The sequence below is a fragment of the Peribacillus sp. FSL E2-0218 genome (assembly GCF_037992945.1).
In the GTDB taxonomy this organism is placed as follows: Bacteria; Bacillota; Bacilli; order Bacillales; family DSM-1321; genus Peribacillus; species Peribacillus simplex_B.
On the sequence record NZ_CP150304.1, the window covers coordinates 919,483 to 933,454 of the forward strand.

The 13,972-nt window shown below is 40.7% G+C and carries 12 protein-coding genes; 10 read left to right on the forward strand and 2 right to left on the reverse strand.

Features of this window, described 5'->3' with window-relative positions; all coding sequences use genetic code 11:
- Nucleotides 1–19: 19 nt before the first annotated feature.
- A complete protein-coding gene (poxB, locus tag MHI53_RS04455) occupies nucleotides 20–1,744 on the reverse strand; it encodes a ubiquinone-dependent pyruvate dehydrogenase (RefSeq protein ID WP_340372867.1) in 1,725 nt (574 codons plus the stop codon).
- Between the two features lie 60 nt (nucleotides 1,745–1,804).
- Nucleotides 1,805–2,965 (reverse strand): OFA family MFS transporter, encoded by a 1,161-nt coding sequence (locus MHI53_RS04460; protein ID WP_340373643.1) that lies wholly within the window; start codon nucleotides 2,963–2,965, stop codon nucleotides 1,805–1,807.
- A gap of 267 nt (nucleotides 2,966–3,232) precedes the next feature.
- On the opposite strand from MHI53_RS04460, the gene MHI53_RS04465 reads away from it, so the two are divergent.
- The 10 genes from MHI53_RS04465 (at nucleotide 3,233) to MHI53_RS04510 (ending at nucleotide 13,894) form a co-directional block, all read left to right on the forward strand.
- On the forward strand, nucleotides 3,233–3,745 hold the full coding sequence (locus MHI53_RS04465) for a peptidoglycan-binding domain-containing protein (protein ID WP_061140219.1): 513 nt from the start codon (nucleotides 3,233–3,235) through the stop codon (nucleotides 3,743–3,745).
- A gap of 186 nt (nucleotides 3,746–3,931) precedes the next feature.
- Nucleotides 3,932–5,383 carry a spore germination protein gene (locus MHI53_RS04470; RefSeq protein WP_340372868.1) on the forward strand — a complete coding sequence of 484 codons (1,452 nt, stop codon included), beginning with the start codon at nucleotides 3,932–3,934 and terminating at the stop codon, nucleotides 5,381–5,383.
- A 444-nt stretch (nucleotides 5,384–5,827) separates the two neighbouring features.
- A complete protein-coding gene (locus tag MHI53_RS04475; RefSeq protein WP_340372869.1) occupies nucleotides 5,828–6,382 on the forward strand; it encodes a cysteine hydrolase family protein in 555 nt (184 codons plus the stop codon).
- Between the two features lie 417 nt (nucleotides 6,383–6,799).
- Nucleotides 6,800–7,009 carry a hypothetical protein gene (locus MHI53_RS04480; RefSeq protein ID WP_061140222.1) on the forward strand — a complete coding sequence of 70 codons (210 nt, stop codon included), beginning with the start codon at nucleotides 6,800–6,802 and terminating at the stop codon, nucleotides 7,007–7,009.
- Nucleotides 7,010–7,402: 393 nt separating this feature from the next.
- Nucleotides 7,403–8,506 carry a carbohydrate kinase gene (locus MHI53_RS04485; RefSeq protein ID WP_061140223.1) on the forward strand — a complete coding sequence of 368 codons (1,104 nt, stop codon included), beginning with the start codon at nucleotides 7,403–7,405 and terminating at the stop codon, nucleotides 8,504–8,506.
- A gap of 241 nt (nucleotides 8,507–8,747) precedes the next feature.
- Nucleotides 8,748–9,656 (forward strand): DMT family transporter, encoded by a 909-nt coding sequence (locus MHI53_RS04490; RefSeq protein WP_340372870.1) that lies wholly within the window; start codon nucleotides 8,748–8,750, stop codon nucleotides 9,654–9,656.
- 91 nt (nucleotides 9,657–9,747) lie between these two features.
- Complete coding sequence (locus tag MHI53_RS04495; protein ID WP_260320059.1) at nucleotides 9,748–10,725, forward strand: carbohydrate kinase family protein; 978 nt, start codon at nucleotides 9,748–9,750, stop codon at nucleotides 10,723–10,725.
- Complete coding sequence (locus tag MHI53_RS04500; protein WP_061140225.1) at nucleotides 10,709–11,644, forward strand: pseudouridine-5'-phosphate glycosidase; 936 nt, start codon at nucleotides 10,709–10,711, stop codon at nucleotides 11,642–11,644. The genes MHI53_RS04495 and MHI53_RS04500 overlap by 17 nt, the downstream gene beginning before the upstream one ends.
- Before the next feature lie 116 nt (nucleotides 11,645–11,760).
- Complete coding sequence (locus tag MHI53_RS04505; protein WP_340372871.1) at nucleotides 11,761–12,942, forward strand: nucleoside transporter C-terminal domain-containing protein; 1,182 nt, start codon at nucleotides 11,761–11,763, stop codon at nucleotides 12,940–12,942.
- Between the two features lie 22 nt (nucleotides 12,943–12,964).
- A complete protein-coding gene (locus MHI53_RS04510; RefSeq protein ID WP_061140227.1) occupies nucleotides 12,965–13,894 on the forward strand; it encodes a nucleoside hydrolase in 930 nt (309 codons plus the stop codon).
- Nucleotides 13,895–13,972: the final 78 nt, after the last annotated feature.

Here is a 13,972-nt window from a genome sequence, read left to right on the forward strand (position 1 = left end):
CCCTTTTTAATTCACCTGACTAGCGCAGGAGATTTGTTTTGGCAAGTTCGATTAATTTATTGCCATCACCATTGAGCACTGCCTTGACCATCCATAATGTAAAACCATGTGCTTGGTCAAATTCTATTCTTGGCGGAAGGGATATTTCCTGGCGATTCACGAGTACATCCAATAATACGGGTCCATCATGTTCAAAAGCCCGCTTCAGTGAATCCTGGAGGTCTGCTGGATCTTCTACACGTATCCCCATAATTCCCATTGCTTCGGCAACGGCTGCCAGGTTCGGGTTTTTAAGCTCTGTACCGGTTTCCAAATAGCCTGCTGCCTTCATCTCCAATTCGACAAAGCTAAGCGCACTGTTGTTGAATACGATGATCTTTACGGGCAGATTATGCTGTCGCAGGGTCAGCATATCTCCCATTAACATGGAAAGGCCCCCATCGCCTGAAAGGGCAATGACCTGCCTGCCTGAATCGATGCACTGCGCCCCGATTGCTTGCGGCAAGGCATTTGCCATCGAACCGTGATTGAAGGATCCCAATAATCTCCTTTTTCCATTCATTTCAAGGTACCTGGCTGCCCACAAGGTAGGTGTCCCTACGTCACAGGTGAAGATCGCATCCTCGCTGGCAAGGTCACTGACCATTTTCGTTAAGTATTGAGGGTGGATGGGTGTATGGCCTGGTTTGCCTACTGCTAGTTCATCAAGCCCTTCGCGGACATTTTTATAATGATCGACAAATTTATTCAAGTGTCGCTGGCCATGCTTTTCTGTTAGATAAGGAAGCAATGCTTCAATCGTATTCTTGACATCACCGCATAGGCCCAATGTTAAATTTGCCCGTCGCCCAAGGTGCTCAGCCCTGAGGTCAACCTGAAGGATTTGGGCTTTCTTGGGGAAGAATTGTCGGTATGGGAAGTCGGTTCCGAGCATCAGCAATACATCACAATCCATCATGGCGTGATATCCTGAAGAGTAGCCAATCAGACCTGTAAGACCTACAGAGTATGGATTATCATATTCAAGATGCTCCTTCCCACGTAGGGCGATGACCATCGGTGACTTCAACCGGTCACAGAGTTCCATCAGCTGGGGATGGGCGCCTTCACAGCCTGCACCGCATAATAATGTAATTCGCTTGCCATCATTTAAATATTCCGCCAGCCTTTGCAATTCGGCATCGGATGGGCGGACAACGGGTTCCGTCACATGGACGACCTTCTCAGGGACGGCTTCACTGTCAGGCATTGCAGCTACATCACCCGGAAGAACCAAAACGGCGACGCCTTTTCTTGAAACCGCATGCTGCATGGCGATTGTGACCATACGAGGCATATGCTCAGGTTTCGACACCAGTTCACTGAAGTGGCTGCATTCCTTGAAAAGCTGTTCAGGGTGGGTCTGTTGGAAATACTCGCCGCCAATTTCATTGCTTGGAATATGGGCCGCGATAGCCAAGACGGGAATCCGGCTGCGATGGCAATCATACAAGCCATTGATAAGATGAAGGTTCCCAGGGCCGCTGCTGCCTGCGCAAACGGCGATGCTGCCGCTCAACAGGGAATCCGAGCCTGCGGCAAATGCTGCGACTTCTTCGTGACGGACCCCGATCCACTCGATCTTGCCAGAGCGTCTGATGGAATCGAGGACAGCATTCAAGGAGTCTCCAACAATTCCATAAATCCTTTTCACACCTGCTTGCAATAATGAGTCAATTAATAGGTCTGCGATTGTTTGCTTCATTCTTTTCCTCCTTGATCTTCATGATGATAATAGATGCTTCCTAATTGGGAGATGCAATGGTCATAAAGGATTTCCCCTGCGAGCTTTTGGGGGCTTCACTCTTAGAGCAATGATGAAGGACACGACGCATAATACGGCTATGATCATGAAGGTCGGCCTGAATCCATTGATGATGGCAGCAATGAACGATCCGGAAAGGGCACCAAGGCCGAAGCCTTGATAGACGATACTATAATTTTTGCTGTGGTTTTTTAAACCGAAAAAATCACCAACGATTGCGGGAAAGACGGTAATATTACCTCCAAAGCAAAAGGCGATGCCCGCCACACACGCAAAAAAGAGACCGAAGCTAATATTCCCCAGGGTCAAAACAAGAACTGCTGCAGCGGTGACGAGGAAGCTGAAGGCAATCACCTTCATCCGGCTGATTTTATCCGAAAGGGCTCCCAGGATCAGACGTCCGATCGTGTTGAAGATGGCAATCATGGCTACGGCATTCGCGGCAGTGACCGCATCCAATCCAGCCAATTGGACACCTGCATCCTTGGCGATGCTGATTAAGTAAAGCCCGCTCATGCAAGCGGTAAAAAACATGACGAACAATAGATATACCTCTTTCGTCCTCATCATTTCCTTGACTGTATAATTGTTCGAGTCTGTAAGAGCGGATGCATCACCAGCCGCTTCCGGTGCCTCCCGTATAAAACGCGATCCAATAAGCACCATGGCCATTACAATGATTCCCCAATACATAAATGTTTGTGAAGGACCGACATTATTTATTAACCATGTGTTGATGAATTTGAATAGCAGGCTCCCCATCCCGTAAGCGGAAACGGAAATTCCTGAAATCAGCCCCTTGCGGTCCGGAAACCATTTTATAAGATTGGACAAAGTGGTAATGTAGGCCAGGCCATCCGCGAATCCGACAACCACCCCTGCGGTGATGTATAAAACCAATAATTTTGAAACGAATGAACTTGCGATCAATCCAGCTCCAAGAACGATCCCGGCTAAAGCGATCAGCCGACGGAGGCCCCATTTTTCCTGCAATCTTCCGGCAAAGAGCGTCGCAACTGCCAAAGCGAAGCTCGTTATGGAAAAGGTGATGGCGACGGAACTCAGTTTCCAGCCGAATTTGTCTGCCAAGGGCTGATTGAATAAGCTCCACGTGTAAATCGTGCCCAAACCTATTTGAATGATGATCGTACCAAACACAATCGATCCTTTATTAACTCTAGGAATATTTTTTTCCTCCTTTCATTGATACCATTTGGGTATGCGTCTAGATTGCTTTTATTATGACCATCATGATTGCAGTACTATTCGTAATTATCGAGGAACCGTGTAAAGGGGAGGAAAGAAGCTTTAGGAAATATGATATATGAACCCATCGTCCCTTCAGGGGATATTTGGAATTCTCTCAAAACAGGACATTGGTCGGAAGGGGAATATAAGGGTTGAGGGGAAATAGTCAAGGTGGTTAAGATGCATAAAAAAGAGGGAGATGGTTTTTTGAAGAGATTACTCACCAGCTTGGTAGTATTGACAATGGGCCTAGGGATAACTTTTTCCACCGCTTTCGCATCCGCCGGAGGATTTCACCATCCTGATAGCTGGGATAAAAATTCTATTTTGCGTAAGGACACCCTTGGGGTGGAAGTCAGAAATATGCAGTATATCCTGAATGTAATGGGATTTTATACCGATTCAGCGGTTGTTGACGTCGATGGGATATTCGGACCGAAAACGGAAGCGGGTGTAAGGAAATATCAAAAAGAAAACAACCTGAAAGTGGATGGTGTGGTTGGTCCCAGGACGTGGGACAGTTTTTCGCAATATATTAAGAAAAGCGGCAAGAACACCTTTGGAGCAGGTGGAAATATGGGGCTCAGAATCAAATGGCAGTACGATGATTCCTCCTACACATCCGGATCTAAAGCCTATATTTATGGTAATGGAGATACTTTAAGCGATCAATACCGCTTGTATGCCAATTAAAATAATATAGAAGTAAAGGTATTTCCTTCATACGAAAAACGTGACCGCTTAGGCACGTTTTTTCTTTATGCAACGAACGTGGCATGTTAGTTGAACAATCTTTAGTCGATCACAATAACTGAAAATACATTCTTGCTTTTATGAACATACTAAAAGCATAAAATATTTTAGGTGGTAGGTTGAACAATGTCCTATACTTTGCAGGAGGATTTAGAGAATAATATTAACAATATAAAAATGGACTTTAACAATACTTTTGATTTAAGTATTAGAGAAATCAAATTTGGGATCAATAAAAAAATGAAGTTGAATGTTGTTTTTTTAGGTGGTTTGGTTGATACGGACTACCTTCAGAATTCAGTGATACTTCGAATCATGGATACCTTAAACATAGATAAACCTTTAATCAATAAGGAGTTTATAAATAACGTAGCCAATAGTATACTTTCCGCAGCAAGTATTAAAATCACCAATTCATATCAAGATGTACTTGATGCAATAATTCAAGGTAAAACCGTTTTGGTATTTGATGGGTTTTTAGAAGTCATCATTGCAGATACTGCCAAATGGAAAGAGAGGGCACTGGAAGAGTCTTCTGGAGAAAGAACTCCAAATGGTATGGTTTTTGGCTTTTCGGAAAATGCTCAAACCAATATAAACGTGTTAAGGGGAATGGTTAAATCAGAACAATTTTACGTACAAAAGATGAATTTCGGGTCTGTAGCTAAAACGGATGTATATCTCCTGTTCCTCCATGATACTGTTGACAATGGTATATTAAAAGAAGTGAGAAAACGATTGGAAAAAGTCGATGTTAAATATATCATGCAAGGAAGAGTGGTCCAAGAAATAGTGGATGGGAAACAAACACTCTTTCCTTTAACCTTGAATTCAGAACGACCTGATGTAATAGCTTCCGGCATTTTGGAAGGACGTGTAATATTGATGGTAGATGGTAATCCACAAGTAATGATCTTCCCGTCGATGTTCACGGATTTTTTACAAGCACCGGATGATTATACGACCAATTATGGAAGGTTTTCCATCAGAATCATACGTCTTTTTGCCTTTTTAACAACAATATTCCTTTCAGGAATTTATGTTGCACTCGATAAGTACGGAGGTGACCGTCTATCCAAAAAGGTTTATGAATCCTTAGTCACAAAAAACGAACTATTACCCACAATTTGGGAAGTCATCATACTCATTATTTTATTTCGTGTCGTTATAGATGCTTGTAACAGGATACCTAAGAACCTGGTGATCTTGATAGCACTGATTGGACCTATCTTAATTGGTGAAACAGCCATTACAGCAAACTTGATCCATCCCGTAGGTCTTATCATCGTCGGGTTAACGTTCATTACGGGAACCCTGTTTGGCAATTCAGGACTCACAGCAGCATTTAGTACCTTAAGATTTATCATCATTATCTTGGCTTACTACTTCGGTTATCTTGGTATCATTATCGGTGCTACTCTTATATTAATGCATATGATCAGTTTAAAATCCGTTGGAGTCCCATACCTTTCTCCGCTCATTCCTTTTAGGGTGAAAGAAATAAAAGACTCTCTATATCGGGGAAAATTGGAAAAATTAGTTAACAGCAAACATGGTTATCCAGATGAAAATAATTAAACAAATTCCAACTTTAACTAACGAGTCGTTAACGCCTTGATAAAGCAGCCAATTGGCGGCCTTTTAACACTTATCATACATTCAAATTAAAGTAATAAACGAGAGAGCAACTTTCAATATTCAGGTACAAGTTTTGTCGAGATGTGCCAGGAAAACATAAAAAAGATGAGCCAGTAGATACATTTCCTGGCTCATCTTTTTGTGTTTCTTGTCCTCTTACCATCTTCGTCTTCCTAAGTTCCGCTCCTCAACACGAAAAAGTGAAGCCACACCAATAAAATTATAAATAATGAGGAGGGAAACAATACGTTCAAGGATTGCTTTCGAACTAAAATTTTACGCCTTTGCTGGATATACATGAAAATCAATATTTTTTTGTTCATGTGTATAAAAAGTCAGAGTTTTGTTATGATTGAAACGAGTGAAAAACGGAGGTGCTTACGGGTGGAAAAGAAAGCATTAATGATCATTGATATGCAAACGGCCGTCGTGGAAGAAGGCTATAAACGCGATAAGGTAATTGACAACATCAACCATTTAATTCAATCTGCAAGAGGACTGCAAATACCGATTATCTATATTCAGCACGAGTCGCCAGAAGGTCCATTGAAAAAAGGCGAACCTGGGTGGCAGTTTCACCCAAGGCTTGAGAAACCACTCCTTCAAGAGGTGACCCTCTTTAAAAGCGTGCCGAATTCGTTTAGCCACACCCCATTACAACAAACACTTGACAAGCTAGGTGTCACGCAGCTCTACATTTGTGGAGCACAGACGGAATACTGTGTTGATTCCACATGTAGGGGAGCCTTTGATTTAGGCTATGATGTCACCCTTATCGGTGATGCCCACACAACGAATGATGCAAATCACCTATCAGCTCCCCGCATTATTGAACATGTCCATGAAACGTTAATGAACTTTTGGAGTCCAAATGCAAAGATATGTTTGAAAAAAACAACAGAGCTTGATTGGATCGAAAGTGAAATCCACCCTCAATAAGCGATTGCTAATCGCTCAGTTTGTAGAAAAAACGGGATGGGAATTGAAAAATTCCGATTCCTTTTTTAGTTCCAATAAAAAGAGGATGTTATTTTCTTTCATGAATGAAGGCGAGGTCCATGGAATCCTCCATTTTACGAACTAATTGTTTCACAGTCCCCGCTTGGTCAATATATTTCAGGGAGCGGGTGTGCGAGGCTCCTTAGGGCGATTGCCTGAAGTGGGTAGCCGGCATGATTTAATGACCACGAAGAAAAACAATCTTTGGAGGCGGGTTCGAGTACAGTTCATAACATAGTTCAAGCTATTAAATGCCTATCAATTCATGTTATAATGGTTAACTTAGGATGATTATAATTGAACGGATGCCAAGAAAAAGCCTCCGCTTAGCGATACAAAAACTGGAGGTGTAAGAGAGTGAACAAACAATGGACCATTGGCAAAATTAAAGAATTCGTTGAGGGCAATTCGGAAAGTAAGTTGCTAACGACGGAATATCACGGTTTTTCGCAAAAGTTACTATTTAAATGTACCTGCGGCAGCAACTTTGAAAAAACATTCAAGAAATTCAAAAATAATAACCAACGTAAATGTGACGTATGCCAACCGCCTAAAGCGGCTCGGTAACATGTAGCGGATATACGGAGTGCCGGTTTCTATCGAAAAGAAATTGGCACTTTTTTTAATAGGAGGAAGGAAGCAAACTTGTTGTTCCTATTCTTATATAACAATGTGCGTGAGCGAAATTTTTGAAGGGCAATGATGCGCATCATGAAGACTTTGGTGAAATCGATACAGTGATGCTTATTTTGAAGACCGGATAAATAAGATCGGAATGAAGCAAGTCAACGGATTCTATTCATGTGATTGAGTATATAAAATCAGGAGAAGGACTGATTCAATTTCACATTAACACAAATATTTTATAAAATATAAGTATTGAAGGATGGGTCAAGCATTATATATACATAAACTCACAAATACTCATACAACAGATGTTAGAGAAGGAAGGGAAATAAGGTGAAGGATCAGTATATTTTGGCATTAATCAGAGAGAATCCTTTTATATCTCAACAAGAATTATCAGTAAAACTTGGACTATCAAGATCAGCAGTGGCTGGTTATATTTCAACTCTGACGAAAAAGGGAGAAATATTAGGGCGAGCCTATATCGTGCGGGAAGAGTCACGAATTACTTGCATTGGTGGCGCCAATATTGATCGTATGTCACAAACCTTGAAGCCCATTCAGTATGGTACGTCCAACCCGGCAGCGGTTAGACAGTCCTGTGGCGGTATTTCCCGAAATGTATCAGAGAACCTCGGAAGGTTAGGCTGCCAAGTATCATTGATTACTTTGATCGGGGATGACCAAGAAGGAAAATGGTTAATGGAAGAAACAAAAAGATACGGAGTGGATGTTAGTCAATGCTTGGCATTGAATATGGAAAAGACAGGTACATATACATCCATTCTTGATGATTCAGGTGAAATGATTTTAGCGGTGGCTGATATGCAAATCTATGACCAGTTTAACATTGAGTTGATTGAAGCACGTTGGTCGCATCTTGCCTCTTCCAATATAATATTTGCAGATTCCAACCTTCCGGAAGAAACCTTGACTTATCTTATTAAAAGATGTGAAAAAGAAAAATTGACCTTATGGATTAATCCCGTTTCGGCGCCTAAGGCATCGAGAATGCCAACTAATTTACAGGGCATAGATTTGTTGATTGCCAATCGTGGTGAAATATCGATAATGTCCAATCTGGAAGTCGTTACGATTGAAGATTGTAAGAAAGCAGCCGAGCAAATCATTCAAAGAGGAGTCAGTCAGGTTATCATCACCTTGGACAGGCAGGGGATTTTTTGGGCAGCTAATGATGGAAGGCAAGAGCATTTGCTTCCTCTACAAGACAATTTTCAGTGTAACAATGGAGTCGATGAAGCATTGATAGGAGGCATTTTATTCGGCATGAATCAAAATGAATCCTTCGAACGATCTTTACGATTTGGCATGGCAGCTTCCTCCATCACCTTGCAAACTTGGAACACCAATGCAGATATTACAGATGAGCTTCTTTATGAACTTGCTGAAGAAGGCTACAAGGATGATACGGATTGATGGCAAGGATAACGTTGACTTCAGTTCCATGAAACCAATAAGCAGAGCGATTTACGTGTAATTTTAGAACAAATTATAAAAAAACCGTAAAATTTCTTGTTTCAAGAAAATTTACGGTTTTTTTGTGTGAAATTTAACTTTTTCTGTATTTACTAAACATTTGTCTTCGTGATAAACTTTTGTTTTAAAACTCATTATTGCCTATATATTCGGTAGTGAGATATGAAAGGAGAAAGATCCAATGAGTAAACTGTACTTTTATCCTTTGTTTGTGGTTATTGGGGCATGCAGCTACGGCGTAGTTTCAACAATCATAAAACTATCTATGCTTGATGGTTTTTCAGCCTCGGAAGCAGTTACAAGCCAATTTGTCATGGGCTTTATGCTAGCAGTTTGTATATTTGCCGTTCAAAGAAAAAAATTGAAAATCAGTGGAATCAAAAATATGATTCCTGTGGGAATCTTGACAGGGATGACCAATATTTCGTATGGTCTTTCCTTGAATTATTTGCCTGCATCTTTAGCTGTTGTTCTTTTATTTCAGTTTACATGGATCGGCATGCTGATTTCTTGTATTGCAAAACGGCAATTTCCTGGGCGAGCTGAATACATCTCCATACTATTATTATTTGTCGGAACCATTCCAGCAGCTGGCCTAATGGATGTCGACTTAACGAAGGTACCTCTTCAAGGGTGGCTATGGGGGCTGGGAGCAGCCGTTTGCTATTCTCTATTTTTATTTTTTAATGGCAAAGCAAATCCAACCATGACAACATCCAATCGATTAGTCATGGTTTCTTTCTTTGCTTTCATAACGACAGCTGTCTTCCAAACTCCACAAATAGTCTGGGACGGCACTCTATTTAGTGATGGTCTCTGGATATATGGTCTGGCATTGGGTTTATTTGGAATGATTCTTCCCGTTTATCTGTTCAGCATATCCATTCCGAAAATAGGATTAAGTAAATCGTCAATATTGAGTGCAGTTGAGTTGCCAGTCGCAATGATGGTCTCGGTAATTTTGTTAAATGAAATGGTGACTTTGTTGCAAATGTTGGGAGTAGTAATCATAATTTTGGGGATTTTTATATCGACGTTAAGTGGAAAGCGTATGCTGGGAAATAAAAATAAGGAAAAAGCATTTAATTAAATTTTTAAAATTTATTGACAAGTTAAAATGTAAGCGTATACTAAACATATGTTTAACAAAGGAACAAATGTTTAAAAAGGGGGTGTTGATTTTGGCTATTGCTTTTAATGCGGGAAAACAAAAGTCCCCCATTATTTGTATAGGGGGAGCGAATATTGATAAAAAATTATATACCAAAAATGAAATTGTTAAAAAAACCTCCAATCCTGTCATAGGATCTTCTAGAACGGTTGGGGGGGTTGCGAGAAATATTGCTGAAAACTTAGGACGTTTAGGGGAAGAAGTTATCTTGCTTTCAGCACGAGGAAATGATGCGGATTGGTTTGATATTTATCAATCTTCTTCGCCTTTTATGAATTTGGATCATGTCATTAAAATTGACGGCATATCAACGGGCTCCTATACGGCCGTTATTGACAAAAACGGCGATTTATCTTTAGCCCTGGCCGATATGAAGGTGTTTGATTATATTACACCCGCATTGCTTTTGAAAAATATCGATCTTCTCCTTATCGCCAAATGTATTGTAGTGGACTTGAATTGTCCAAGTGAAACAATAGAATATCTAGGATTGTTCACTGCTAAACATCATATTCCTTTAGTCATTATCCCTGTTTCATCTCAAAAAATGAGTGGGCTTCCTAAAAAGATGCACGCAGTGAGTTGGCTGATTGTCAATAAAGATGAAACGGAAACTTATTTGAATGTCAAAATCAACGATAGGGAAGATTGGGAAAATTCGGTGAAAGAGTGGCTGAAGCTAGGAGTAAGAAATGTTATTGTCACCAACGGATCAAAAGGGGTCATGACTGGAGGTGCCAACGGTTATATACAGCATTTCCCATCTGTTGAAACGCCCATAGTGGCGGATGTCACAGGTGCAGGAGATTCATTTTGTTCAGGTGTCATTTATTCTTGGTTACAAAAGAAGGATTTTGAATCTGTCATCAAATCGGGCTTGGTCAATTCTCATAAAACGATCATGTCAAAATATACAGTTAGGCAAGAATTGTCACAAACTCAATTTAAATTGGATATGGAGGAATTTACAAATGAAAAAATATATTGAACTGTCTTCAGAAGTGCAAGAAGCAAAAGCGTCAGGCAAAGCGGTAGTTGCTTTAGAATCCACCATCATTTCTCATGGTATGCCTTATCCTCAAAACGTCAAAATGGCTCGTGAAGTTGAACAAATTGTTCGTGATAACGGTGCGGTTCCTGCAACAATCGCCATCATTGACGGGAAAATCAAAATCGGATTAACAGATGAAGAACTAGAGATTTTTGGGAAAAGCCCATATGTGGCCAAGGTATCGAGACGTGATTTGGCGCAAATTATCGCTACCAAACAACTAGGGGCAACAACTGTTGCGACAACGATGATCTGCGCAGAGTTAGCCGACATCAAAGTTTTTGTAACAGGCGGTATTGGCGGTGTTCATAAAGGAGCGGAAACGACTATGGATATATCAGCCGACCTCGAGGAATTGGCTCAAACCGATGTAGCTGTAATATGTGCAGGAGCTAAATCGATCCTGGACTTGGCCCTTACTCTTGAATACCTTGAAACAAAAGGGGTTCCCGTAATAGGGTATGAAACGGAATGCCTTCCAGCGTTTTACACTAGGGAAAGTGAGCATAAATTAAACTTCTTTACGGATTCAATAGATGTCATTGCTGAAACATTAAAAACCAAATGGGAATTAAGCCTAAAGGGCGGGGCTGTCATTACTAATCCAATACCGGAACAATATGCGATGGATCAAGATTACATCAATGGAATCATCACTCAAGCAATACGGGAAGCAGAAGAAAACCATATCATCGGTAAAGATAGTACGCCATTCTTACTTGGGAAAATCAAAGAATTAACAGGCGGTAAAAGCCTTGAAGCCAATATCGAATTAGTAAAGCATAATGCTAAAGTGGGAACCCAAATAGCAGTAAGTTTCAATGAGAAGCTAAGTGATAATAAACTGAGAGTGTAAGCATCACCAACACCACTTCTATAAGCTCACCCTGTTGTTATACTAGACAACTAGACTTATAGAAGTTGTTTTTTTATATAAGGTTGAAAGCGTTAACACTCTAGGGGGATGGTCGAATGGACTTTATATTCTTGCTAACAGGGATCCTGTTTGTTTTTATCATCGCTTTTTTATTCAGTAATAACCGGAAGAAAATAAAATATAAACGAATTCTGATCATGTTGGCCGTGCAAATCCTTTTAGTGTACACGATGATGAATACTAGCATTGGCCTGATTGCGATTACCAGCGTAGGCCAATTTTTTGAAAAACTAATGGCGGTCGCAGATTCCGGAATTCAATTTGTATTTGGCGGGATGGTAAATAAAGGGGCAACAACGTTTTTCTTTGTAGCTCTATTACCCTTGGTGTTCATGTCGGTGTTAATTGGAATATTGAATTATATAAAAATATTGCCATTCCTAATCAAATATTTAGGTTTGATATTAAGTAAAATAACGGGAATGGGGAAGCTGGAAAGTTATTTTGCGGTATCTACAGCTGTCCTTGGTCAGCCAGAGGTATTTCTTACAATTATTAAACAAATTCCACATTTATCTTCAAAAAGGCTATATACGATCTGTACCTCGGCAATGAGTGCGGTAAGTATGGCGATGGTTGGGGCATATATGACGATGCTGGAACCGAAGTATGTTGTTACCGCTGTTGTCTTGAATATTTTCAGTGCTCTTATCATTGCTAATATCATCAATCCATATGACTTGGACGACCATGAGGATTTGATTCAATTGGAAGAGAATCAAAGAGTTCCTTTCTTCCAGATGGTTGGGGATAGTGTAATGGATGGCTTTAAAATCGTTATCACGGTTGCGGCGATGTTATTGGGATTCATTGCCTTGATGGAATTGATCAATGTAATCTTTCTCAGTGTTTTTCATTTTTCCTTCCAATCGGTTATCGGGTATCTGTTTGCACCAATCGCTTTTTTAATGGGGATTCCGTGGCCAGAAGCTGTAAAGGCAGGCGGAATAATGGCTACAAAGCTTGTTACCAACGAATTCGTTGCGATGCTGAATTTTGGTGAAATATCAAAAAACCTTTCTGATAAAACGATTGCCATTGTATCGGTTTATTTGGTTAGCTTCGCGAATTTTGGAACGGTAGGCATTGTTTCAGGTTCAATCAAGTCCATTAGTGAAAAACAGGGCAATCATGTTTCCAAATTCGCTTTGAAACTTTTGCTGGGTGCTACATTAGCTTCCGTAATTTCCGGAACGATCATGGGGATTGTCATGTAATTCCTATAAAGGAGAGGGTATGATGCAAACGAAAAAGATCATTTTGGATTGTGATCCAGGGCATGATGACGCGATTTCAATTATTTTGGCCGCTTCACAACCATCGCTGGAGATTTTGGCAATTACGACGGTTTCCGGGAATGCGGAAATTGAAAAAACGACGATAAATGCGTTGAAAATCTGTGATTTAGTATCTTTATCCGGTGTTGCGGTGTCAAAAGGGGCAAGTGAACCGTTGATTCGCTTACGAGAAACGGCACCAGGTATTCATGGTGATACAGGTCTTGATGGTCCGGAGCTGCCTGAACCTTCTCGAAGCTGGAGTGATGAACATGGCTGCGATACGATCATACGCCTTGTAAAAGAGTCAAAAGTACCTGTTACGATTCTTCCGACAGGACCTTTGACAAATATTGCTTTGGCTTTATTAAAAGCCCCAGCGATCAAGGACAATATAGAAGAGATTGTCCTTATGGGCGGCGGAACGTTTGGAAACTGGACGCCAACTGCAGAATTTAATATTTGGGCAGATCCGGAAGCGGCGAAAAAAGTATTTGATAGCGGCATTCCAATAGCGGTCATGGGACTGGATATCACTCATCAAGCTCTGGCTACAAAAGAAGTCATCGATCAAGTGCAAAAAATTGATAATCATGTGGCCAAAATAGTAGGAGAATTATTAGTATTCTTCGCCTCGACATACAAAGAAATGTTCAACTTTGCAGGGGCACCGGTACACGATGTCTTAACTGTCGCCTACTGTGTTGCACCAGAATTGTTCAAAATGAAAGAAGTGAATATAACAGTGGAAACGAAAGGAGAGTTTACGGCAGGTACGACTTTAATTGATTTGCATGGGGTTACGGGAAGAAAAGTAAATGCCAAGTATGGATTGGAACTGGACGTCGAAGGCTTTTGGAGTTTTATGATTGAAGCGTTGAAGAAATTCTAAGAATTGACATGAGAAAAACCAATAAAAACAGAGGCGATCCTTCCATTTGGAAGAATCGCCTCTGTTTGTAGACAAAAG

What these genes read in the sequence shown, in the direction of transcription:
- poxB (WP_340372867.1), bottom strand. Translation starts at nt 1,744, where the DNA reads ATGAAGCAAACAATCGCAGACCTATTAATTGACTCATTATTGCAAGCA.
- MHI53_RS04465 (WP_061140219.1), top strand. Translation starts at nt 3,233, where the DNA reads ATGCATAAAAAAGAGGGAGATGGTTTTTTGAAGAGATTACTCACCAGC.
- MHI53_RS04470 (WP_340372868.1), top strand. Translation starts at nt 3,932, where the DNA reads ATGTCCTATACTTTGCAGGAGGATTTAGAGAATAATATTAACAATATA.
- MHI53_RS04490 (WP_340372870.1), top strand. Translation starts at nt 8,748, where the DNA reads ATGAGTAAACTGTACTTTTATCCTTTGTTTGTGGTTATTGGGGCATGC.
- MHI53_RS04500 (WP_061140225.1), top strand. Translation starts at nt 10,709, where the DNA reads ATGAAAAAATATATTGAACTGTCTTCAGAAGTGCAAGAAGCAAAAGCG.
- MHI53_RS04505 (WP_340372871.1), top strand. Translation starts at nt 11,761, where the DNA reads ATGGACTTTATATTCTTGCTAACAGGGATCCTGTTTGTTTTTATCATC.
- MHI53_RS04510 (WP_061140227.1), top strand. Translation starts at nt 12,965, where the DNA reads ATGCAAACGAAAAAGATCATTTTGGATTGTGATCCAGGGCATGATGAC.